Origin of the sequence: Aliirhizobium wenxiniae (genome assembly GCF_014201355.1) — a bacterium.
In the GTDB taxonomy this organism is placed as follows: Bacteria; Pseudomonadota; Alphaproteobacteria; order Rhizobiales; family Rhizobiaceae; genus Neorhizobium; species Neorhizobium wenxiniae.
Genome location: NZ_JACHEG010000009.1, coordinates 15,141 through 38,328 on the forward strand (window position 1 = coordinate 15,141; position 23,188 = coordinate 38,328).

Genomic DNA, 23,188 nt, shown 5'->3' on the forward strand with positions numbered 1-23,188 from the left:
AGGACCAAGAAGATGATCCTTTTCCCGGCTATCGACCTCAAGGACGGCCAGTGCGTGCGTCTCAAGCTTGGCGACATGGAGCAGGCGACCGTCTACAATCCCGATCCCGGTGCCCAGGCCAAAGCCTTTGAAGACCAAGGGTTCGAATGGCTGCATGTGGTCGATCTCAACGGTGCGTTTGCCGGCGAAAGCGTCAATGGCGCGGCGGTCGATGCGATCCTGAAATCGACCAAGAACCCGGTGCAGCTCGGCGGCGGCATCCGCACACTCGACCATATCGAAAGCTGGCTCAGCCGCGGGCTGGCGCGCGTCATTCTCGGCACCGTTGCGGTGCGTGATCCGGCGCTTGTCATTGAGGCCTGCAAGCAGTTTCCGGGCAAGGTCGCCGTCGGCATCGATGCCAAGGGCGGCAAGGTTGCGGTCGAGGGCTGGGCGGAAGCGTCCGAACTCGGCGTGATCGAACTTGCGAAGAAATTCGAGGGCGCGGGCGTCTCGGCGATCATCTATACCGATATCGACCGCGACGGTATTCTGGCCGGCATCAACTGGGCTTCGACGCTGGAGCTCGCCAATGCCGTTTCCATTCCGGTCATCGCCTCGGGCGGACTTGCCTCGCTCGACGATATCAGCCGGATGCTCGAGCCGGATGCGGCCCGTCTCGAAGGCGCCATTTCCGGTCGCGCGCTTTATGACGGCCGTATCGACCCCACCGAAGCACTGGCGCTGATCCGCGCCGCGAAAGGTCGTGCAGCATGACCCTCAAAGCCCGTGTCATTCCCTGCCTCGACGTGAAAGACGGCCGCGTCGTAAAAGGCGTCAACTTTCTTGATCTCGTCGATGCCGGTGATCCGGTGGAAGCGGCAAAGGCCTATGATCTTGCCGGTGCCGACGAGCTTTGCTTTCTCGATATCACCGCCTCTTCCGACAATCGCGAGACAATTTTCGATGTCGTGGCGCGCACGGCAGAGCATTGCTTCATGCCGGTGACGGTCGGCGGCGGCGTTCGTGCCGTCACCGACATCCGCAAGCTGCTGCTTGCCGGGGCTGACAAGGTTGCGATCAATTCCGCTGCCGTCAACAATCCGGATTTCGTTGCCGAAGCGGCCGACAAGTTCGGCAACCAGTGTATCGTCGTGTCGATCGACGCGAAGAAAGTGTCTGTAACCGGCGACGCGAACCGCTGGGAGATCTTCACCCATGGCGGCCGTAACGCAACCGGTATCGATGCCGTCGAGTTTGCCGGACGGATGGTCGAACGCGGGGCCGGCGAATTGCTCGTCACCTCGATGGATCGTGACGGAACCAAGGTCGGCTACGATCTGGAACTGACCCGCGCCATCGCCGATTCGGTCCGTGTTCCGGTGATTGCATCCGGCGGCGTCGGCGATCTCGACGACCTCGTGGCGGGTGTCACTAAGGGTCACGCGACGGCCGTGCTGGCGGCATCGATTTTCCACTTCGGCACCTATACCGTCGGAGAAGCCAAACGCTATATGGCCGATCACGGCATCGCCATGCGGCTCGACTGAGTTTCGAGACCGGAGGACAAAGACTTGAGCGAATTCACTCTCAGCGATCTCGAAAACATCGTCGCTATCCGGGCGAAAGCCTCGCCGGATGAATCCTGGACGGCGAAACTGGCCGCCGCAGGCCAGACCAAGGCCGCAAAGAAACTTGGCGAAGAGGCTGTGGAGACGGTAATTGCCGCGCTTTCGCAGGATAGAAAAGACCTCACCTCGGAAAGCGCCGACCTTCTCTATCACCTGTTAGTCGTATTGAATATTGCAGGGATTCCATTGCAGGATGTACTGGATGAACTTCAACGCAGGACCGTTCAATCGGGCCTGCAGGAAAAGGCGAGCCGGCCCAAGTCATGAGTATCGTAGCGCAGCCCGCCGATGAGCCGGAAGCCGGCCCGATGACCGAATTTTATTCGCCCTATCATCACTTTACGGCAAACGAATGGGCCAAATTTCGCGCCGACACGCCGCTGACGCTGACGTCTGACGAAATCGCGCGTCTTCGCTCGCTCGACGACCCGATCAATATCGACGAAGTGCGGCAGATCTATCTTTCGCTGTCGCGCCTTTTGTCGACCCATGTCGAAGCCTCCCAGCAGCTTTTCCGGCAGCGAAACCGTTTTTTGAGCCTGCCCGACGTTTCCAAGACGCCTTTTATCATCGGCATTGCCGGATCGGTGGCGGTCGGCAAGTCGACGACGGCGCGCGTGCTGAAGGAGCTTCTGGCGCGTTGGCCCTCAAGCCCGAAAGTGGATCTCATCACCACCGACGGTTTCCTTTATCCCAATGCCGTGCTTCAGCGCGAAGGCCTGATGCAGCGCAAGGGTTTTCCGGAAAGCTACGATATCGGCCAGATCCTGCGCTTTCTGTCCGCGATCAAGGCCGGTGAGCCGAATGTCAAGGCGCCGCAATATTCGCATCTGACCTATGATGTGCTGCCCGACGCCCATATGCTTGTTGACCGGCCGGATATCCTGATCTTCGAAGGCATCAACGTTCTGCAATCGCGTCCCTTGCCGGCAGATGGCAAGATCGTGCCGATCGTTTCCGACTTCTTCGATTTCTCGATCTATATCGATGCGGATGAAGAACAGATCCATCAATGGTATGTGCAGCGCTTCATGAAGCTGCGCGAGACCGCCTTCCGCGATCCGACCTCGTTCTTCAAGAAATATGCGGCGATCGATGCGGATGCGGCGCTCGCCGTTGCAGAAGGGCTTTGGGAAAACATCAACCTGAAGAACCTTCGCCAGAACATTATCCCGACCCGCCCGCGCGCAGACATCATCCTGCGCAAGGGTCGTAATCATTTCATCGAGACTGTCTCGCTGAGGAAGCTTTAGCCGGATTCCTGCCTATGGATTCACGCGGCGGAGCGTCAGATTGATCCGCCCTCCGTTTTTCAGCAGTGTCGAAGTACTCGGATAAATCCGATCGACACCGTGAAAAGCGAGTCTTCCCTCCCCACCAAGCAGGACGATATCGCCGCTCTGCAGTTTGAAGGATCCGGTCGGATCTTTGCGATCCAGCCCTCCGACACGGAACAGGCAACTATTGCCAAGCGAAATCGACAGAACGGGTGCTGCGAGTTCCGTTTCATCCTTGTCCTGATGCAGGCCCATTTTCGCATCGTCGGAATAGAAATTCACCAGGCAGGCTTCGGGTGGTTTCGAATAACCGGCCAGCTTTTCCCAAAGTGCCATAAGTTCTGTCGGTATGGCAGGCCATGGTTTGCCGGTGGCGGGATGCGTGGACTGATAGCGATAACCGCGCTCCTTGTCCGTCACCCAGCCGAGCTGCCCGCAATTGGTCATCCTGACCGACATCGGCTTGCCGGTGCCGGGCATGGCAGGTGTATAAAGGGGTGCTTCGGCAACGATCCGGCGGATGATCTCGACCAGGTTTTCCTGTGCGGGACGATCCAGATAGCCGGGCAGATGGCGAATTCCGTTCAGCAAGGTCGCCATATCCGTCTCCCTTTTCAGTCGCCAGTTGGCTTGCCGCGCATTTTCTTCACATCCGAACGGCCAGATTTCGCTTTCAGCCGTCGTTCCACCGAACCCTTCGTCGGTTTCGTTGCCTTGCGGACGGGCGGCGGCGGCTTGGCGGCTTCGAGGATCAGTTCCTTCAGCCTTTCGCGCGCGTCTTCGCGGTTGCGCTCCTGGCTGCGGGAGCGACTTGCCTCTATCATCAACACGCCATCCTTCGACACCCGTTTTCCGGCAAGCTTCAAGGCATTCGCCTTGACCCGATCCGGCAGCGACGGAGAGTTTGCGATGTCGAAGAAAAGCTGGACGGCGGTCGAGACCTTGTTGACGTTCTGGCCACCCGGACCGCCTGCCAGCACGAACTGTTCGGTCAGTTCCCATGCAGCGATGGTGATGCGGCTGTTGATGATGAGGGGATTGCTGGCCATGATATTCTCCGGCGCGCATCTTTCCCACAAACGTGGACAAAAGAAAACCGCCGGTCAGGTGTTACCCGACCGACGGTTCCACGTGAATCACACGTTTTGCGCTTATTCGGCGGCGATCAGCAATCCAGGCGCGGCATCCTTGACCTTGGCATCGACGTGAGCCTCGAACTTCTCGAAGTTCTTGATGAACATCGAAACCAGCTTTGCCGCCTGGTTGTCATAGGCCGCGCTATCTGCCCAGGTCGAGCGCGGATCGAGGATCGCGGTTTCGACACCCTCGACCGAAACCGGGACGGCAAAGCCGAAATTGGCATCGGTGCGGAATTCGGCATTCTTCAGGCTGCCGTTCAGGGCAGACGTCAGCAGCGCACGGGTGGCCTTGATCGGCATGCGGCGGCCGGTGCCGTAGGCGCCACCGGTCCAGCCGGTATTGACCAGCCAGCAATCGACGCCGTGCTTGGCAATCAGCTCCTTCAACAGGTTACCGTATTCGGCCGGATGGCGCGGCATGAACGGTGCGCCGAAGCAGGTCGAGAAGGTCGCTTCGGGTTCGGTCACGCCCTTTTCCGTGCCGGCAACCTTGGCGGTATAGCCGGAGAGGAAGTGATACATGGCCTGTTCCGGCGTCAGCCGTGCGATCGGCGGCATGACGCCGAAAGCGTCCGCCGTCAGCATGATGATCGTCTTCGGATGCGGCGCAAGGCCGGTTTCCGACGCGTTCGGGATGAAATGCAGCGGATAGGCGCTGCGGGTGTTTTCCGTTAGAGAATTGTCGTCGAAATTCGGCACGCGGTTTTCGTCGAGCACGACGTTTTCGAGCACGGTGCCGAAGCGACGGGTCGCGGCATAGATTTCAGGCTCGGCTTCAGCCGAAAGCTTGATCGCCTTGGCATAACAACCGCCTTCGAAATTGAAGACGCCGTTTTCGCCCCAGCCATGCTCGTCATCGCCGATCAGCGTGCGAGCCGGATCAGCCGAGAGCGTGGTCTTGCCGGTGCCCGAGAGACCGAAGAAGACGGCGGTATCGCCTTCCTTGCCGACATTGGCCGAGCAATGCATCGGCATGACACTCTTGGCGGGCAGAAGGTAGTTGAGCACGGTGAAGACCGACTTCTTGTTTTCGCCGGCATAGGACGTGCCGCCGATCAGGACGAGGCCATTTGCGAGATCGCAGGCAATCACGGTTTCCGAGCGGCAGCCATGGCGCTCGGGATCGGCGCGGAAGCTCGGCAGGTTGATGATCGTCAGCTTTTGCTCGAAAGTGCCAAGTGTGTCGCGCTTCGGGCGGATCAGAAGATTGCGGATGAAAAGCGCATGCCAGGCAAATTCGGTGACGACACGGGTCGGGAGCGCGTTGTCGACATCGGCACCGCCGATCAGATCCTGAACAAAAAGCTCCCTGCCCGCCGCGTGGGCCAGCATATCAGCCTTCAGAACGGCAAAATGCTCCGGAGACATGGGCTTGTTATTGTCCCACCAGATCTTGTCTTCGGTCACGGCATCGCGCACGACGAACTTGTCCTTCGGCGAACGGCCGGTGTGCTGGCCGGTGACAGCGCGCAACGCGCCATCGGCGGTCAGATCGGCCTCGCCGCGGCGGATGGCTTCTTCGTAAAGCTCGACCTCGGACAGGTTGTAGTTGACGCGAGAAACCTTTTCGAGGCCGATCGCCGCTACGCCATTTGCCGGGTTATAAAGTCCAAGCTGCTCCATACGCGCTCACCTCAGGTTACATTTGAAGGGATTGGGTGTGAGGCGGGAAGCTAGTTACTGTTTTTCAAAACGGCAAGCGGCATCACCAGAATATATCAACGAAATCAATTATTTAATCGATTTAAAGAAATTTATTTCTTTTTAAATCGGTTAGCCGAGCGTTTTAATGCGCTTGATAATAGGCAGTTTTGAGGCGTCGAGACGTGCGATTGAACACGAAAGCAGATCACCACCCTTTAACTTTGCCACAATTTGTTCCACCTTTCTCCTCATGAAGCGCATGGCGAGGGCTGGGGGTTGGCGAGATGTCATTACCTGGAGATGCGCACGAAATGGCAATGGAGATGGACGGTATGCAGACAATCGCGCTCGTAGACGATGACCGGAATATTCTGACTTCGGTGTCGATCGCGCTCGAGGCGGAGGGCTACAAGGTCGAGACTTATACGGACGGCGCATCGGCGCTGGACGGTCTGGTCGCCCGCCCACCGCAGCTTGCCATTTTCGACATCAAGATGCCACGCATGGACGGCATGGAGCTTCTTCGCCGCCTGCGGCAGAAATCGGACCTTCCGGTTATCTTCCTCACGTCGAAGGATGAGGAAATCGATGAATTGTTCGGCCTCAAGATGGGCGCCGACGACTTCATCACCAAGCCGTTCTCGCAGCGCCTTCTGGTGGAGCGGGTGAAGGCCATTTTGCGTCGGGCCGGAAGCCGTGATCTTCAGGCGCCGGGCATGAAGCCCACGGCCGATCAGATCGCTGCCCGCACGTTGGAGCGCGGGCAACTGGCAATGGACCAGGAGCGGCATACCTGCACCTGGAAAGGCGAGCCCGTCACGCTTACGGTTACGGAGTTTCTTATTCTGCACTCGCTGGCCCAACGGCCCGGCGTAGTGAAGAGCCGCGATGCGCTGATGGATGCAGCCTATGACGAGCAGGTCTATGTCGACGACCGCACGATCGACAGCCACATCAAGCGACTGCGCAAGAAGTTCAAGATGGTTGACACGGATTTCGACATGATCGAAACGCTTTACGGTGTCGGCTATCGCTTCCGCGAAGCGGCCTGACGCGTTGCGTTACAACAGGTTAACTTGAAGCCACGACCGGGTCGGCGATAGACTGGCCCGGTGGAAGGATAAGACGTGGCAGACAGACTGCTCGAAAACCAGGAAACGGAGACGGCACCGGCGAAGCCCAAGGCGCGCCGACACTGGCCGCATGTCTTCACCATCATCCGGCGGCTTTTTGGTCATGCCGTGTTTTCGAGCCTTACGCGGCGTATCCTGTTCTTCAATATCGCCGCGACCGTCGTTCTCGTGGCCGGCATCCTCTATCTGAACCAATTCCGCGAAGGGCTGATCGACGCCCGCGTTGAAAGCCTTCTGACCCAAGGCGAGATCATTTCGGCAGCGATTTCGGCCTCGGCTTCGGTCGACACGAATTCGATCACCATCGACCCGGAAAAGCTGCTGGAACTGCAGGCAGGACAGAGCATCACGCCGGTGCCGAACGACGAGGATCTCGATTTTCCGATCGATCCAGAGCGTGTTGCGCCGGTTTTGCGCCGGCTGATTTCTCCGACCCGCACCCGCGCCCGCCTGTTCGATGCGGATGCCAACCTGCTGCTCGATTCGCGGCATCTCTATTCGCGTGGCCAGGTTCTTCGCTATGACCTGCCGCCGGTCGAAAACGAGACGCAAACCTGGAGCGAGTGGATGTCGGGCATGTTCAACCGGCTGCTTCAGCCAGGCAACCTGCCGATCTACAAGGAAGCGCCGGGCGGCGACGGCTCGATCTATCCGGAAGTAATGAATGCGCTGACCGGCGTCCGCGGTGCGCTGGTGCGCATTACCGAACGCGGCGAACTGATCGTTTCCGTTGCGGTTCCCGTCCAGCGGTTCCGGGCGGTTCTCGGCGTTCTGCTTCTTTCGACACAGGCCGGCGATATCGACAAGATCGTTCACGCCGAACGTCTTGCGATCATGCGCGTCTTCGGCGTGGCGACACTCGTCAATATCGTTCTGTCGCTGCTTCTGTCGTCAACCATCGCAAATCCGCTGCGCCGCCTTTCTGCGGCCGCCATCCGGGTGCGCCGCGGCGCCAAGCAGCGTGAGGAGATTCCGGACTTCTCCTATCGCCAGGATGAAATCGGCAACCTGTCCATCGCGGTGCGTGACATGACCAATGCGCTTTACGACCGCATCGACGCGATCGAGAGCTTTGCCGCCGATGTCAGCCATGAGCTTAAAAACCCGCTGACTTCGCTACGCAGTGCTGTCGAAACACTTCCGCTAGCGAAATCCGAGGATTCGAAACGGCGGCTGACGGAAATCATCTTCCATGACGTGCGCCGGCTCGATCGCCTGATCAGCGATATTTCCGACGCGTCCCGTCTCGACGCGGAACTCGCCAGGACGGATTCGGCACCGGTCGACATGGAGACCCTTCTGACCAATCTCGTCGATATCTCCCGGCAGATCCGCAGTGGACGCAAACCCGTGGAAATCGATCTTGCTATCGATCACAAGGGCGGCGACCGCCATATCTATGTGGTCAACGGTCACGACCTGCGTCTCGGACAGATCGTCACCAACCTGATCGAGAATGCGCGCTCCTTCGTACCCGAGAAAGGCGGCCGGCTTTCCATCCGCCTCACCCGGAACAAGGACAAGGTAGTCATCACGATCGATGACAATGGCCCCGGCATCCAGGCTGAAAATATCGATCGGATTTTCGAGCGTTTCTACACAGACCGCCCTGACGGCGAGAGTTTTGGTCAAAATTCGGGGCTTGGGCTTTCCATCAGCCGGCAAATCGCAGAGGCGCATGGTGGCAGCCTGAAGGCAGAAAACCTGCAAGACAAGGCGCAGGAAACGACCGGCGCGCGCTTCACTCTTTCTCTTCCCGCAGGCAACGCAGCATGACCCGAAACGTCCACGGCACAGCCATTGTTGTGGGCGAACGCGGGCTGATCTTTCTCGGCCCATCAGGTATCGGCAAATCGATGATGGCCTTTACCTGCCTCACCATCGCCCGCCGCGCCAAGGCTTTTTCGGCGCTGATCTCGGATGATCAGGTTTTCCTCGACCAGAAGGACGACCGGATCTTTGCGACCTGTCCGCCCAGCATAACCGGGCTGATGGAACTGCGCGGCAGCGGCATTGTTAAAATGGACAATGTCGCTTCTGCACCGCTCGACCTTGCCGTTCAACTGGTTTCAGTTGCCGGGACGGAACGGCTTCCGCCGGAAAACGAGTATTGGCAAATCGGCGATTTGGGCAGGCTTCCGCTTGTCAGAATTGCCGATACGGCAGCCGATCCGTTGGCAATTATCGGCGCCCTCATGCCCGCCTGGAGGCAGGAAGCGCCTTTTTGGTGAGCGGCGCGCCCGATTTTTTGACTTGAACTTCATTTCCAGTTGGCGAAGATGGCATCCCGCCGCTTTACGGCACCAGTGCGTTACGATATGGGCCGCGAGCTTTGAAATCAGGGGGCGTATTTTCATGATCGGACTGGTGCTTGTCACCCATGGCAAGCTGGCTGAGGAGTTTAGACATGCGGTGGAGCATGTCGTCGGACCCCAGAAATTCATCGAAACCGTCTGTATCGGTCCCGAGGACGACATGGACCAGCGTCGGCAGGATATCGTTGATGCGGTTGGCCGCGCCAATGCGGGTAAGGGCGTCATCATCCTTACGGACATGTTCGGTGGAACACCGTCCAATCTTTCGATCTCCGTCATGGAAAGCGGCACGACCGAGGTGATCGCCGGCGTCAACCTGCCGATGCTGATCAAGCTTGCCGGCATACGCGGCGAGGACAATATGGAAAAGGCGTTGGCGGAAGCTTCCGAAGCCGGGCGCAAATATATCAACGTCGCCAGCCGCGTGCTGAGCGGCAAGTGAGAACATGAACCCTATGTCCGCCTCCTCCCGCCAATTCGTGATCGTCAACAAGCGTGGGCTGCATGCCCGGGCATCCGCCAAGTTCGTGCAGATGGTGGAAGGTTTCAACGCGCAGGTGACCGTTTCGAAGGACGGCATGAGCGTCGGCGGCACTTCGATCATGGGCCTGATGATGCTGGCCGCCAGCACGGGCTGTTGCATCGACGTTTCGGCCGAAGGGGTTCAGGCCGGTGAAGCGCTGGACGCGCTCGAGGCGCTGATCGCCAACAAATTCGGCGAAGAAGCCTGATTAACGACGTCACATAAACATATAAAGACCTCTTTATATCGCCGTTGCAAGCGGCCGGGAAGCCTGCTACACCGCTTGGGAGTTTTGAGCCAGCGGGGTTTCTCACCCGGCTTGAGCGCCATGCAACGTGATCGGAGAGCTTTATGAGCAGTGAAAAGGACTACATCGTCGCGGATATCAATCTTGCCGGCTATGGCCGCAAGGAACTCGACATTGCCGAGACGGAAATGCCGGGCCTGATGTCCTGCCGCTCCGAATTTGGCGCTTCGAAGCCGCTGAAGGGCGCACGCATCTCCGGCTCGCTGCACATGACGATCCAGACGGCCGTCCTGATCGAGACGCTGAAGGAACTCGGCGCCGATATCCGCTGGGCATCCTGCAACATCTTCTCCACCCAGGACCACGCTGCTGCGGCCATCGCTGCCGCCGGCATTCCGGTCTTTGCGGTCAAGGGTGAATCGCTCACCGAATACTGGGAATATACCGACAAGATCTTCCAGTGGACCGATGGCGGCACCTCCAACATGATCCTCGATGATGGCGGCGACGCCACCATGTATATCCTGCTCGGCGCGCGTGCCGAAGCCGGCGAGGACGTTCTCTCCAATCCGGGTTCGGAAGAAGAAGAGATCCTGTTCGCGCAGATCAAGAAGCGCCTCAAGGCTTCGCCGGGCTGGTTCACCAAGCAGCGCGACGCGATCAAGGGCGTGACCGAAGAAACGACGACCGGCGTTCACCGCCTTTACGAACTCTCCAAGAAGGGCCTCCTGCCCTTCCCGGCGATCAACGTCAACGATAGCGTCACCAAGTCGAAGTTCGACAACAAGTATGGCTGCAAGGAATCGCTGGTCGACGGCATTCGCCGCGGCACCGACGTGATGATGGCCGGCAAGGTTGCCGTCGTCTGCGGTTATGGCGACGTTGGCAAGGGTTCTGCCGCTTCGCTGCAGGGCGCCGGCGCTCGCGTCAAGGTCACTGAAGTCGACCCGATCTGCGCATTGCAGGCCGCCATGGACGGTTTTGAAGTCGTGGTGCTGGAAGACGTCGTATCTTCCGCCGACATCTTCATCACCACCACCGGCAACAAGGACGTCATCCGCATCGAGCATATGCGCGAGATGAAGGACATGGCGATCGTCGGCAATATCGGCCATTTCGACAACGAGATCCAGGTTGCGGCTCTGAAGAACCTCAAGTGGACCAACGTCAAGCCGCAGGTCGACATGATCGAGTTCCCGAAGGGCAACCGGATGATCCTTCTGTCGGAAGGCCGCCTCCTGAACCTCGGCAACGCGACCGGTCACCCGTCCTTCGTCATGTCCGCCTCGTTCACCAACCAGACGCTGGCCCAGATCGAGCTGTTCACCAAGCAGGGCGAATACAAGAACGACGTCTATATCCTGCCGAAGCATCTCGACGAGAAGGTCGCACGCCTTCACCTCGACAAGCTCGGCGTGAAGCTTTCGACGCTTTCCGATGAGCAGGCCGCCTATATCGGCGTTCCGGCCCAGGGTCCGTTCAAGGCAGACCACTACCGCTACTAATCACTAGCCGGTTAATCCACAACATCTTGTGGCCGCAGCCTTGACAAAGGGCTGCGGCTTCTTTTTTGCCTTCATCCCTTCCCGCCTATCCGCCGAACACGTATTGTTTTGGGACTTGATTCGACCTCTCGGCCATTCGGCTTCGGGCAAGGTGCGAAGTGGTATGTCTTGTCGATGAGCGGCAATTGGACGGAGACACACCGGTCATGGCGGTAAAAAAAACGAGCCTGTTAAAGCAGGCCGATCCAGTTTCTGGCTTGCGCATGCGCGCTCTTGGAAACCCGTATTTCGCGAATGGCGGATACGGCAGAAGAACCTGTATCCGGCTTGCGCGGATCGCCCGTTCCCTTCTTTCCGGAACGGCGCTGGTTGCGTTGCCGACAGCTGCATTGGCGCAGGAAGAAACGGCTTCCCAGCTGTTTTCCTCAGCGCAGGTCATCGTCTCCTCCGTCGTTCTGGGCGCACTGGGTGCTGCCCTTCTTTCCACCGTCTGGCTGGTGCGCCAGCGTGGCAATATGGAAGTCGAATCTGAAGAGATGCGTGGCGCGCTGTCGGAAGCGCAGCAGCGGATTTCGAAATACGAGGCACTGATCGCTGACAAGAACCGGCGCATCGTCGTGTGGGAAAGCGGCTCGCCAAAGGCTGAATTCCTCGGTCACCTCCCCGTCGAGACGGGTGCTCCGCAGGCAGATCGGGAATTCCTCGCTTTCGGCCGCTGGCTTCGTGCCGGTTCCGCAGCCGAGCTCGAAAAGGCTATCGACGTGCTCAGAAGCCACGCCCGAAGCTTCGATATGGTCATCGAAACCAATCGGGACGAAGTTCTAGAGGTACAGGGCCGGGTCTCGGGCGGAAAGGCTTTCGTGCGTTTCCTCGCCCTCAACAACCTGCGGGCAGAACTTGCCGAGTTGAAGATCGAGCGCGATCGGCTGGGAAGCTCGATCTCCATGTTCGAATCGCTGCTTGACACGATCGAACAACCGGTCTGGCGCCGTGATGGTCAAGGCAAGCTTGCCTGGGTCAACCATGCCTATGGCGAGGCAGTCGACGCTGTAAGCTCCGCACGAGCGGTGGAAGAAGGCCGGGAACTGCTTGGCACGGTCAGCCGCGAAATGATCAGGGCCAGAGCGACCGTGACGTCGCCTTACCATGACCGGCTTTCGACCGTAGTACATGGCAATCGCACCGTGCTGGATGTGGTCGATGTGGTGACGACCGACGGGTCTGCCGGCATGGCGATCGATGTGTCCGAGGCAGAGGCCGTGCGCGAAGAGCTGAAGCGGACGCTGAAAAGCCATGCCGAAACGCTCGACCATCTGGCAACACCGGTCGCCATTTTCGACAGCCAGCGCCGCCTGCAATTCTACAACCAGGCCTTCATGCAGCTCTGGGATCTGGATCTACCTTTCCTCGAATCAAAGCCGGATAACAGCGAACTTCTGGACAAGCTGCGCACCAACGGCAAACTGCCGGAACAGCTGAACTGGCGGAACTGGAAGGATACGGCGCTTGCTGTCTACCAGTCGCTCGATACCAAGACAGATACCTGGCATCTGCCGAACGGCCAGACACTGCGCGTTATCGCCACCGCCCACCCGCAAGGCGGCGCGACATGGGTATTCGAAAACCTGACCGAACAGGTCGATCTCGAAGCGCGCTACAACACGCTGGTGCGTGTCCAGGGCGAGACGATCGACCATCTGACCGAAGGTGTTGCGGTTTTCGGCCCCGATGGCCGCATCCGGCTGTCAAACCCGGCCTTCCGCGCACTCTGGGGCATTACCGCCGAACAGGCCGAACCCGGCACGCATATCAAGACGATCGAGGCTGCATGCGCCGCATCCTATGCCGAGCCGGATGGCTGGCGTAGGTTTGCCCAGGCGCTCACCGCTTTCGATGACGAAAGACCTACACTCGACGGCACGTTCGAGCTTTATTCCGGCCTGATCCTCGATTACGCGGTCACACCGCTGCCGAACGCGCAGACGATGCTGACCTTCGTCGACAAGACGGCCAGCGTGCAGGCCGAAAAGGCGCTGAAGGAAAAGAACGAGGCGCTGCGCAAGGCCGACGAGCTGAAGAACGATTTCGTCCAGCACGTTTCCTACGAGCTGCGTTCGCCGCTGACCAATATCATCGGCTTTACCGATCTTCTGAAGACGCCAGGCATCGGCACGCTCAACGACCGGCAGGCCGAATATATCGACCATATCTCGACCTCGTCTTCGGTGCTGCTGACCATCGTCAACGACATTCTCGATCTCGCGACCGTTGACGCCGGTATCATGGAGCTGAACTATTCGGAGCTGGCGATCGAGGACCTGTTGGACGACGTGGCGATGCAGATCGCCGACCGGCTGCAGGAAAACAACATGACGCTGGAGATCATCGCGCCCGCCGGCATGGGCACGATCGTAGCGGACCAGCAGCGACTGAAGCAGATTCTGATCAAGCTCCTGACCAATGCGACGAATTTCTCGCCGGAGAATTCGACGATAACGCTGAACTGCTGGCGCGATGCGGCAAGCGTGTTCTTCTCGGTGCGCGACCGCGGCCCCGGCATTCCTCCGGACATGCTGAAAACCGTGTTCGACCGCTTCAAGGCGCAGGCCAAGGACGGCAAGCGCAGCGGTGCGGGGCTTGGCCTTTCGATCGTGGAAAGCTTTGTCCACCTGCATAATGGCGATGTCTCGATCGACAGTCGTGCCGGCGACGGCACAACTGTAACCTGCCGCATTCCGACCAATTCCTCATTCCACTCGGTCGCGGCCGAATGAGTGACGGCCAGTCGCTGACGCTGATACTTGCTGGTGAGCGGGACACGATAGAATTCGGCGAGGATCTGGCACTGGCGCTGAAGCCGGGCGATTGCGTGGCGCTTTCGGGCGATCTCGGCGCCGGCAAATCCACCTTCGCACGGGCGCTGATCCGCGCCATGGCGGATGACGTAAATCTGGAAGTGCCGAGCCCGACCTTTACGCTCGTGCAATCCTATGACGAGCTGCGCATTCCGGTCGCGCATTTCGACCTCTATCGGCTGGGAGATTCCTCCGAACTCGACGAGCTCGGTTTCGACGAAGCGCTTTTATCCGGGATTTGCCTTGTCGAATGGCCGGAAATGGCCGGTGAACTTCTGCCGCCCAGCCGGATCGTGATGAAGCTGGAGCATGAGGGCACGGGACGCCGGGTGACCATCACGGCACCGGCCCCTGCCCTTTTACGCATCCGCCGTGCGCTGGCGATCCGCGAATTTCTCAATTCACGTGACTATGGCGGTGCGAGCCGGCGGTTTCTGACCGGCGACGCCTCGATGCGCGCCTATGAGAGCGTCACAACATCAGTCGGCGAAATTCTGGTCCTGATGGACTGGCCGAAGCGGCCGGAAGGCCCGCCGGTTCTGGATGGCAAGCCCTATCCCAAGGTTGCCCATATTGCCGAGGATGCCTATCCGTTCGTCGCCATCTCGCAATATCTGCGCGGCATCGGGCTGACCGCGCCGGAAGTGCTGCATGTCGATTACGATCAGGGCATTCTTCTGCTCGAGAACCTCGGCAACCAAGGCGTGCTGGATGAAGACGGCAGGCCGATAGAGGATCGCTACCGCGAAAGCGTCGTCTGCCTCGGTTATCTGCACGCCCACGCGATGCAGCAGGACCTGCCGATCGAAAACGGCCCGATCCACCATGTGCCGGATTTCGATCCGACCGCGATGAAGATGGAAGCCCGGCTTCTGCTCGACTGGTACCTGCCGTGGAAACGCGGCGAACAGCCGAGCGAGGAAGAGCGTCGAGACTATCTTGCGATCTGGGACGGGCTGATCGGCGAACTGGCGAGCGCGGAAAAGAACCTGCTGCTGCGCGATTTCCATTCGCCCAATATCATCTGGCAGCCAGAGCAAGCCGGTGTTCGCCGCGTCGGGCTGATCGACTTCCAGGATGCGATGATCGGGCCGACGGCCTATGATCTTGCCTCGATCGTGCAGGATGCCCGCGTCGACATTCCCAAGGCGCTGGCCGACCAGATGATGATCGACTACCTGACGCTTCGCCGCTCGCTCGGCAAATTCGACGAAGCCTCCTTCCTCAAATCCTGGGCGATCATGGCGGCGCAGCGGAACTGCAAGCTTGGCGGCCTGTGGGTGCGGCTGAAACAGCGAGACGGCAAGCCGCAATACCTTCAGCACATGCCGCGCACGTTGCGTCATCTTTCCACGGCGCTTTCCCATGAGGCACTCGCCCCCTTGCGCGATTGGTGCGCACGGGCTGGAATAGACTTTTCCGAATCATAAATACGGCTTTCGATGATGACTTTGGTTCCACTCACGCAGGCCGTCGTGCTTGCCGCCGGGCTTGGCACGCGCCTGAGGCCGATCACCGATACGATGCCGAAACCGCTGGTGCCGGTCGCCGGAAAGCCGATGATCGATTACGGGCTCGATGCACTGGCGGATGCGGGCGTTTCGCGCGCCGTCGTCAACGTGCATCATTTCGCAGATCGGATGGAGGCGCATCTTGCCGCCTATCCGCGCCTCGACATCATAATCTCCGACGAGCGCGCTGAGCTGATGAATTCCGGCGGCGGGTTGAAGAAAGGGCTTTCGCTGCTCGATCCCGGCATCGCCTATGTGATGAATGCAGATCTGTTCTGGATCGGCGAGAAGCATGGCTCACCCACCAACCTGCAGAAATTAGCCGGATTCTTCAATCCCGAGCGGATGGACATGGCGTTGCTCTGCGTGCCGCTGGAACGCACGACCGGCCACAACGGCAAACGGGATTTTCAGCTCGATCAGGACGGGCGCTTGAGCCGATATGTGGATGGCGACAACCCGGTGGTCTATGCCGGCGCGATCGTCCTGCATTCCTCGCTGCTTGACGACGCGCCGGATGATGCCTTCAATCTCAACATCTATTTCGACAGGGCCATTTCCAAGGGTCGGCTTTTCGGTGTCGTTATGGATGGCGAATGGATCACGGTGGGCACCCCGGACGCGCTTCCAGAGGCCGAGGCTGTGATTGCCCGCCATAGTACAGGGGTGTGACCCATGTCCGAAGCCCGGCAGAAACGCGTTTTTTCGATCCCATCGGGCGTGCCATTTCTCAAGACGCTGGCTGCCGCACTTTGCGACGGGCGGCTGAACGAGGATTTTCGCTACGATCCTGCCGATCCGATATCGCTGGCCGATGTGACGATCTTCGTGCCGACGCGGCGTTCCGCCCGTGTTCTGCGCTCGGAATTCGTCGATCTGCTTGGCGGTCGTGCCGCGATCCTGCCGGTGATCCGGCCGCTTGGCGAAACGGATGACGACAGCGGCTTTTTCGATCTCGTTGCGCCGGAAGAAATGGACATGGCGCTGCCGATCGGCGGGACATCCCGGCTGCTCGAACTTGGCCGACTGATCCTTGCCTGGCGCAACCAGTTGCCGAAGATCGTGCTCGACGTGCATTCGGAATCGCCGCTCGTGGCGCCGGCGAGCCCGGCCGATGCGATCTGGCTTGCCCGCGCGCTTGCCGAACTGCTCGATGCGATCGAGACGGAAGAGCGGGACTGGGCCGATCTCGACAATCTGCAGACCGGCGAGCATGCGCTCTGGTGGCAGCTGACCGCCGAGTTCCTGAAAATCGCCAGCGCCTTCTGGCCTGTCCGGCTTGAAGAGTTGAAGCGCTCCTCCCCTGCCAAACATCGCGCCGCGATTCTCAGAAGCGAGGCGCGGCGGATCGGTGAGCGCGAGCATAAGGGGCCGGTCATCGTTGCCGGATCGACGGGTTCGGTGCCGGCGGCGGCAGAACTGATCGCGGCAATTTCCCGCCTGCCGAATGGCACGGTCGTGCTTCCGGGCCTCGACACATCCATGCCGGATGACCAGTGGGCAACTGTCGAAGAGGAAACCTTCGACGGCAAGCCCGATCCCGCCAGCCGCAGCCATTCGCAGTTCGGTCTTTCCAAGCTGTTGAAGAAGATCGGTGCAGTGCGGGATGATGTCCGTATCATCGGAGAGGTTCCGGTCGATCTCGCCTTCCGGGCGGCCGCGATCTCGCAGGCGCTGGTGCCGGCCAAGGCGACCGACCGCTGGAGCGAGTGGCGCGACGATGCTGATATCGAGGCGCTTGGTGCAGCCTTTGCGGATGTCTGCCTGATCGAGGCTGCCAACGAGCGGGAGGAAGCAGTTGCGATTGCCATCGCGCTTCGGCTGGCGCTGCAGAAACCTGGCCGAAATGGCAATGCCGCTCAGGCGGCGCTGATCACGCCCGACCGAGCGCTTGGCCGGCGGGTGACGGCAGAGCTTGCTCGATTCGGCATCCTTGCCGACGATTCTGCCGGTTCGGCGCTTTCCGGCACGCCGCAGGGAACCCTGACCCAGCTACTTCTGGAGGCGGCACTTCGGCCCGGCGATCCGGTCGCGATCGTCGGCCTGATGAAACATCCGCTGATGCGGCTTGGCCTGCCCGTTGACGAACTCAAGACCGCGATCGACGCGCTTGAGGTTCTCGCACTGCGTGGTGGCGTCGGCGAGATGGATATTTCCACGCTCGAATCGCTGCTCGAAACCCAGCTGGCGGTGCATGCCGAGGACAGGCACACCCCGCATTGGATCGACTCATTGCCGGAAGGCGCGATCGAGATGGCATGGGATGTTGCCCGACGGATCACGCAGGCGGTCGAGCCTCTGGTCAGCTCCTTCATTCACCGGCGCGCCGATGGTCGCGGGCTGACGGCAAAGCTGCCGCTTTCCGAATGGGCAAGCCGCACCGGCAAGGCGCTGGAAGCGATTGCGATCGACGAACGCGGCGATCTTGCGGCTCTCTGGTCTGGCGAGGCGGGCGAGCAGCTTTCGAGCCTGCTTGCCGAGGTGATGGAAACGGACGGTCAGATCGATGCCGATGGTCCGCAATGGATCGACATCGTCATGGCGCTGACGACGGGTGGTGCGGTGAAACCCCGATCGCTTGCGCATCCGCGGGTGTTTATCTTCGGTACGCTGGAAGCGCGGCTGCAGAGCGTCGATACGATGATCCTCGGCGGATTGAACGAAGGATCGTGGCCGGGGCAGACGGTCAACAACCCGTTCCTGTCGCGCTCGATGAAAACCGATATGGGGCTGGAGCCGCCGGAGCGGCGGATCGGCCAGCTGGCGCACGATTTCGAAATGGCCTGCGGCACGCGAAACCTGATCTTTTCACGCTCGCTGCGACAGGGCGCAACACCAACGGTTGCTTCCCGCTGGCTGCAGAGATTACTGGCGCTGGGCGGCAAGGCCTTTGCCGACGGGTTGAAAGCGCGCGGCGAAGACTATCGTCACTGGGCCGCGCTGATCGATAAAGGCGAGGACCAGAAGCCGGCAAAGCGCCCTGCCCCAAGGCCGCCGGCGGAACTGCAGCCGGTAAAGTATTCCTTCAGCGAGGTCGGCCGGTTGCGGCGCGACCCATACTCCGTTTACGCCCGCCGCATCCTGAAGCTCGATCCGCTGGCTCCGTTCAACGAGGACCCCGGCGCTTCGCAGCGCGGTACACTCTATCACGCGATCATCGACCGCTATACGCGTGAGGGCCACAAGCCGGGCAGCAATGTTTCACGTGAATCCATGATGCGGATCACTCAGGAACTGTTCGATGCCGAGCAATTGCCGCCGCATATCGACCGGGTCTGGCGCCCGCGCTTCGTCGAGGTGGCGAAGGCGTTTCTCGACTGGGAAGAAAAACGTGCGCCGGAGGTGCGTAGCACGGTGACGGAAACCGGAGCCGGTTTCGAGGTCGAGACGGCCGGGATAAGGGTCACCGGCATTGCCGACCGGATCGATCTGATGCGATCGGGAACTGCTGACATTATCGACTACAAGACGGGCTTGAGCCCCTCGGTTTCACAGGCCCGCGCACTGCTCGATCCGCAGCTCGCGCTGGAGGCGGCAGCACTTCAGGCCGGCGCGTTCAAGGCGATGGGCGTTCAGCAGCCGGGCGATCTTCTTTATGTGCGGTTGCGGCCCGGGGACCGGTTCAGGTCCGAGCGGGTGAACAACGAGGGATCTTCCGCCACCGCCAAGAAACAACCGAAATCAGCAATCGACCTAGCGCAGGATTCGATCGATCAGCTGACCAAGTTCGTGCTGAAACTGCGAAGCGGCGATGCCGGTTTTGCCTCGCGGCTGGTGCCGTTTGCGCAGGGTGATTTCGGCGGTGAGTATGATCACCTTGCCCGGGTTGCGGAATGGTCCACTGCGGATGACGACGGAGAGGGTGAAGCCGATGAGTGAGACCCTCACCGATGAGCTGCCGGTTGGCGACGAGCCGAAACAGTGGATCGACTGGACGACAGTGCAGCAATCGCACGCTTCGGATCCGGCAAGCTCTGCCTGGGTTTCGGCCAATGCCGGTTCGGGCAAGACACATGTTCTGACCCAACGGGTGATAAGGCTGTTGCTTGCCGGCTGCCGCCCCTCCTCCATTCTTTGCCTCACCTATACCAAGGCTGCGGCATCGGAAATGTCGAACCGGGTGTTCCAGCGGCTGTCCGAATGGACGGTGCTTTCCGACGAGGAATTACGCAAGCGGATAACCGGTATCGAAGGTCATGAGCCGGATTCCGCCAAGCTGGCAGAGGCGCGCCGGCTATTTGCCAAGGCGCTGGAGACACCGGGTGGACTGAAGATCCAGACGATCCACGCGTTTTGCGAAGCGCTGTTGCACCAGTTTCCGCTGGAAGCCAATGTCGCGGGGCATTTTTCCGTGCTCGACGACCGGGCGGCTTCGGCGCTTCTGGCGGAAGCACGGCGTTCGCTTCTGACCGCGACATCTGCCGAGGACGACGCTGATCTCGCGGAAGCCTTTGCGCATGTGCTCGATCTCGGTGACGAGTTCGGGCTGGAGGCGCTGCTTTCCGATATCGTGGCAAACCGGACGGCGATTCGGCGTTTCGCGGCGAATGCGGAGCGCCATGACGGGATCGGACCTGAGCTCAAGCGGATGCTGGGGCTTGATGTGAGAGATACCGAAGCGAGTATCGCTGGCAGTTACTGGCCGCTTCCGGGTCTTTTTGGTCTTACGCTCGATCTCTATCTGTCGCTGGCCGACCAGAAGGGTGGCTCTACTGTTCATGCCGTCGCTTACGGATTGCGCGTGGCGATGAAGGAGGCCGATCCGTTCAAGCGGGCGGAACATCTCGATTCGATATTCTTGACTGCGAAGGGAACGGTGAAGGCGGATCGCAGCCTGATCGCCTCCGCGATGACCAAGATCGCCCCGGAATTGGCCGCCGCCATCGATGAGGCCCGCAACCATGTGCTCGCGTGCCAGGACCGGCTGCGGCTGATCCGGATGTTCTCCGCGACCAAGGCGGCGCTGACGCTGGCGGCGCGGTTGACCGAGGATTACGAGGAGCTGAAGAGAAGGCGCAGCCTGCTCGACTTCGAGGACCTGATCGCAAGGACCGCCGATCTTCTGACCCGCGACGGTGTCGGCGCCTGGGTGCATTACAAGCTCGATCAGGGCATCGATCATATTCTGGTCGACGAGGCGCAGGATACCAGCCCGATCCAGTGGACGGTGATCAAGTCGCTGGCGGAGGATTTCTATTCCGGCACCAGCGCCCGCGAGACGCTGCGGACGATCTTTGCCGTGGGTGACGAGAAACAGTCGATCTATTCCTTTCAGGGCGCGCGGCCGGAGCGGTTTGCCGAGGAGCGCAGTGCGACGCAGAAACAGGTGAGCGGCAGCGGCCAGCCGTTTCACGCAATCCGTCTTCCGCTCTCCTTCCGTTCCACGGCGGATGTGCTTTCCGCCGTCGACCAGGTGTTTTCGCTGGAAGAGAACGCCAAGGGGCTTTCGGCAATCGGCGATGCGGTGCAGCACCGCTCCAATCGGATGGGCCATGCCGGGGCCGTCGATCTGTGGGATGTGGTGGCACCGGAAGTATCCGAACAGGAAGAGGACTGGACCGCGCCCTTCGATTCGACGCCGGACAAGGCACCGGCTGCAATTCTGGCGGCACGGATCGCCGACCGGATCGGCGAGATGATCGGCCGGGAAACGGTGATCGAAAAGGGCGTGGAACGTCCGATCGAGCCGGGTGACATTCTGGTCCTGGTGCGCAAGCGCGATGCCTTCGTCAATGCGCTGACCCGAGCCTTGAAGCGGCGCGACAATATTCCGGTGGCAGGGGCCGACCGGTTGCGGCTGACCAGCCATATCGCGGTGCAGGATCTCCTGGCGCTCGGGCGTTTCATGCTGTTGCCGCAGGATGATCTTTCGCTGGCGGCTTTGCTGAAAAGCCCGCTTTTCGATCTTTCCGAAGAGGACGTGTTCGAGGTCGCGGCGCTGCGGGCGGAAAACACCAGCGCCTGGGCCGAACTCAAACGGCTTTCCGAAGAGCAGCCGCTGCGGTTCCGGGATGCTGCGGAGCGGTTGCAGCATCTGCTTGCCCTTTCCCGGCTGCTCAGCCCGCATGATCTTTATGCGCGGATCCTCGGGCAATATGGCGGACGGCGGAAGTTTCTCGGGCGGCTCGGCACGGAGGCCGGCGATATTCTTGACGAGTTTCTGACCTTTGCGCTGGACCATGAAACATCCGGCCTGCCGGGTCTGCAGGCTTTCGTCTCGACGCTGGAGCTCGAAAGCCCGGAGGTGAAACGCGAACAGGATGGCGGGCGTAACGAGGTGCGGATCATGACCGTACATGCCTCGAAAGGGCTCGAAGCGCCGGTCGTGTTTCTGGTCGACAGCAATTCGAAATCCTTCATCTCGTCGCATGTGCCGAAATTCCGTTTTTTGAAAACGGCGCAGGGCGACGTTCCGGCCTGGCTACCGGGCAAGACGCTTTCGAACGCGCTGACCGGTGCCGATGAAGAGCGGTTGAAGACGCTTTCCGAAGAGGAGTATCGGCGGCTGCTTTATGTCGGCATGACACGCGCGGCCGACCGGCTGATCGTCTGCGGCTATCGCGGCGTACGGGACAATCCGGACAGCTGGCAGGCGATGATTGCGCGGGCGCTTTCGCTCGACGAGCAGCATTGCAGCGAAGTCACGTTCAGTGGGCCGGATGGCGAATGGAGCGGGTTGAAATGGCGGCTGCCGGTTGCGGGCGGAGCAGTCGAGCGGGCGAAGCGTGAAGAGCACAGGGCCGCCGAAAGGCCGGGTCTGCCAAGCGACCTGTCACGCCCCCTGCCCCCGCAGAAGATATTGCCGCGACCGCTCAGCCCATCGGGCGCCGGAATGATGATCGACGACGATGCGGATGACCTGATCGTCACCTCTCCGCTGTTCGGCGATAAGACCGCCGGAAGCCTGGCGCTGCAGAAGGGCAAGCTGGTTCACCGCATGCTGCAGATGCTGACCGAGTTTTCCGATGCGGAGCGTGAAACGGCCGCCTATCGTTATGCCGAGCGGGCTGCGCGATACTGGCACAAGGTCGAGCGGGAAAAGCTGGTCGACAGCGTCATGTCGGTGCTTTCGCATGGAGGCCTTGCGCCGGTGTTTTCGGCCCGCAGTCAGGCTGAAGTGTCGATCATGGGCACGCTTCAGCTGGAGGGCCAGGATTATGCGATCTCGGGACGGATCGACCGGCTGGTGGAAATGGACGACCGGGTGATCATTCTCGACTACAAGACCAACCGCAAACCGCCGGCTGAGGTTGAGGCCGTGCCGCTGACGCATCGGGCACAGCTCGCCATCTATCGCGAGATCCTCAAGCCGCTTTATCCCGGCAAGGAGGTCGCGTGCGTGCTGGTCTATACCGAGACGGCAACAGTCATGAGATTACCTGTCGAGCTGATGTCGCGCTCGCTTGCGGAGCTCAAGACAAAGTGACAT

Annotated in this window: 18 protein-coding genes; 15 read left to right on the forward strand and 3 right to left on the reverse strand. The window is 60.3% G+C overall.

Going from position 1 to position 23,188, the window contains the following annotated elements:
• The first annotated feature begins 12 nt into the window (after window positions 1–12).
• Genes hisA through coaA form a run of 4 tightly spaced genes read left to right on the forward strand, consistent with a single transcriptional unit; the run spans window position 13 to window position 2,863 of the window.
• Window positions 13–756 (forward strand): 1-(5-phosphoribosyl)-5-[(5-phosphoribosylamino)methylideneamino]imidazole-4-carboxamide isomerase, encoded by a 744-nt coding sequence (gene hisA, locus HNQ72_RS25360; protein WP_183996571.1) that lies wholly within the window; start codon window positions 13–15, stop codon window positions 754–756.
• A complete protein-coding gene (hisF, locus tag HNQ72_RS25365; protein ID WP_183996573.1) occupies window positions 753–1,529 on the forward strand; it encodes an imidazole glycerol phosphate synthase subunit HisF in 777 nt (258 codons plus the stop codon). Before hisA ends, hisF begins: the two co-directional genes overlap by 4 nt.
• A gap of 24 nt (window positions 1,530–1,553) precedes the next feature.
• On the forward strand, window positions 1,554–1,877 hold the full coding sequence (locus tag HNQ72_RS25370; protein ID WP_183996575.1) for a phosphoribosyl-ATP diphosphatase: 324 nt from the start codon (window positions 1,554–1,556) through the stop codon (window positions 1,875–1,877).
• A complete protein-coding gene (gene coaA / locus HNQ72_RS25375; protein ID WP_183996577.1) occupies window positions 1,874–2,863 on the forward strand; it encodes a type I pantothenate kinase in 990 nt (329 codons plus the stop codon). Before HNQ72_RS25370 ends, coaA begins: the two co-directional genes overlap by 4 nt.
• A 12-nt stretch (window positions 2,864–2,875) precedes the next feature.
• On the opposite strand, the gene HNQ72_RS25380 is transcribed toward coaA, so the two are convergent.
• The 3 genes from HNQ72_RS25380 to HNQ72_RS25390 form a co-directional block, all read right to left on the reverse strand.
• Window positions 2,876–3,487 (reverse strand): alpha-ketoglutarate-dependent dioxygenase AlkB, encoded by a 612-nt coding sequence (locus HNQ72_RS25380; RefSeq protein ID WP_183996579.1) that lies wholly within the window; start codon window positions 3,485–3,487, stop codon window positions 2,876–2,878.
• Between the two features lie 14 nt (window positions 3,488–3,501).
• Window positions 3,502–3,936, reverse strand: a complete 435-nt coding sequence (gene arfB, locus HNQ72_RS25385; protein ID WP_183996581.1) for an alternative ribosome rescue aminoacyl-tRNA hydrolase ArfB — start codon at window positions 3,934–3,936, stop codon at window positions 3,502–3,504.
• Window positions 3,937–4,038: 102 nt separating this feature from the next.
• Window positions 4,039–5,649 carry a phosphoenolpyruvate carboxykinase gene (locus HNQ72_RS25390; protein ID WP_183996583.1) on the reverse strand — a complete coding sequence of 537 codons (1,611 nt, stop codon included), beginning with the start codon at window positions 5,647–5,649 and terminating at the stop codon, window positions 4,039–4,041.
• Window positions 5,650–6,002: 353 nt separating this feature from the next.
• On the opposite strand from HNQ72_RS25390, the gene HNQ72_RS25395 reads away from it, so the two are divergent.
• From HNQ72_RS25395 to addA, 11 genes are all read left to right on the forward strand, one after another.
• The gene (locus tag HNQ72_RS25395; RefSeq protein ID WP_112511969.1) at window positions 6,003–6,722 is read left to right on the forward strand and encodes a response regulator transcription factor; all 720 of its coding nucleotides are present in this window, start codon (window positions 6,003–6,005) and stop codon (window positions 6,720–6,722) included.
• A gap of 87 nt (window positions 6,723–6,809) precedes the next feature.
• On the forward strand, window positions 6,810–8,579 hold the full coding sequence (locus HNQ72_RS25400) for a stimulus-sensing domain-containing protein (protein WP_210319723.1): 1,770 nt from the start codon (window positions 6,810–6,812) through the stop codon (window positions 8,577–8,579).
• Window positions 8,576–9,034 carry an HPr kinase/phosphorylase gene (locus tag HNQ72_RS25405; RefSeq protein WP_183996587.1) on the forward strand — a complete coding sequence of 153 codons (459 nt, stop codon included), beginning with the start codon at window positions 8,576–8,578 and terminating at the stop codon, window positions 9,032–9,034. Before HNQ72_RS25400 ends, HNQ72_RS25405 begins: the two co-directional genes overlap by 4 nt.
• A gap of 124 nt (window positions 9,035–9,158) precedes the next feature.
• A complete protein-coding gene (locus tag HNQ72_RS25410; protein WP_183996589.1) occupies window positions 9,159–9,560 on the forward strand; it encodes a PTS sugar transporter subunit IIA in 402 nt (133 codons plus the stop codon).
• A 13-nt stretch (window positions 9,561–9,573) separates the two neighbouring features.
• Window positions 9,574–9,849: an HPr family phosphocarrier protein gene (locus HNQ72_RS25415; RefSeq protein WP_183996877.1), complete on the forward strand. Its 276-nt coding sequence runs from the start codon at window positions 9,574–9,576 to the stop codon at window positions 9,847–9,849.
• A gap of 143 nt (window positions 9,850–9,992) precedes the next feature.
• Window positions 9,993–11,393: an adenosylhomocysteinase gene (ahcY, locus tag HNQ72_RS25420; protein ID WP_183996590.1), complete on the forward strand. Its 1,401-nt coding sequence runs from the start codon at window positions 9,993–9,995 to the stop codon at window positions 11,391–11,393.
• A 206-nt stretch (window positions 11,394–11,599) separates the two neighbouring features.
• On the forward strand, window positions 11,600–14,167 hold the full coding sequence (locus HNQ72_RS25425; protein ID WP_183996592.1) for a sensor histidine kinase: 2,568 nt from the start codon (window positions 11,600–11,602) through the stop codon (window positions 14,165–14,167).
• Window positions 14,164–15,678 carry a tRNA (adenosine(37)-N6)-threonylcarbamoyltransferase complex ATPase subunit type 1 TsaE gene (tsaE, locus tag HNQ72_RS25430; protein WP_183996594.1) on the forward strand — a complete coding sequence of 505 codons (1,515 nt, stop codon included), beginning with the start codon at window positions 14,164–14,166 and terminating at the stop codon, window positions 15,676–15,678. The genes HNQ72_RS25425 and tsaE overlap by 4 nt, the downstream gene beginning before the upstream one ends.
• A gap of 15 nt (window positions 15,679–15,693) precedes the next feature.
• Window positions 15,694–16,431, forward strand: coding sequence for a nucleotidyltransferase family protein (locus HNQ72_RS25435; RefSeq protein WP_183996596.1), 738 nt, complete (start codon window positions 15,694–15,696; stop codon window positions 16,429–16,431).
• Window positions 16,432–16,434: 3 nt separating this feature from the next.
• Window positions 16,435–19,638, forward strand: coding sequence for a double-strand break repair protein AddB (addB, locus tag HNQ72_RS25440; protein WP_183996598.1), 3,204 nt, complete (start codon window positions 16,435–16,437; stop codon window positions 19,636–19,638).
• On the forward strand, window positions 19,631–23,185 hold the full coding sequence (gene addA / locus HNQ72_RS25445) for a double-strand break repair helicase AddA (protein WP_183996600.1): 3,555 nt from the start codon (window positions 19,631–19,633) through the stop codon (window positions 23,183–23,185). The genes addB and addA overlap by 8 nt, the downstream gene beginning before the upstream one ends.
• Window positions 23,186–23,188 lie beyond the last annotated feature (3 nt).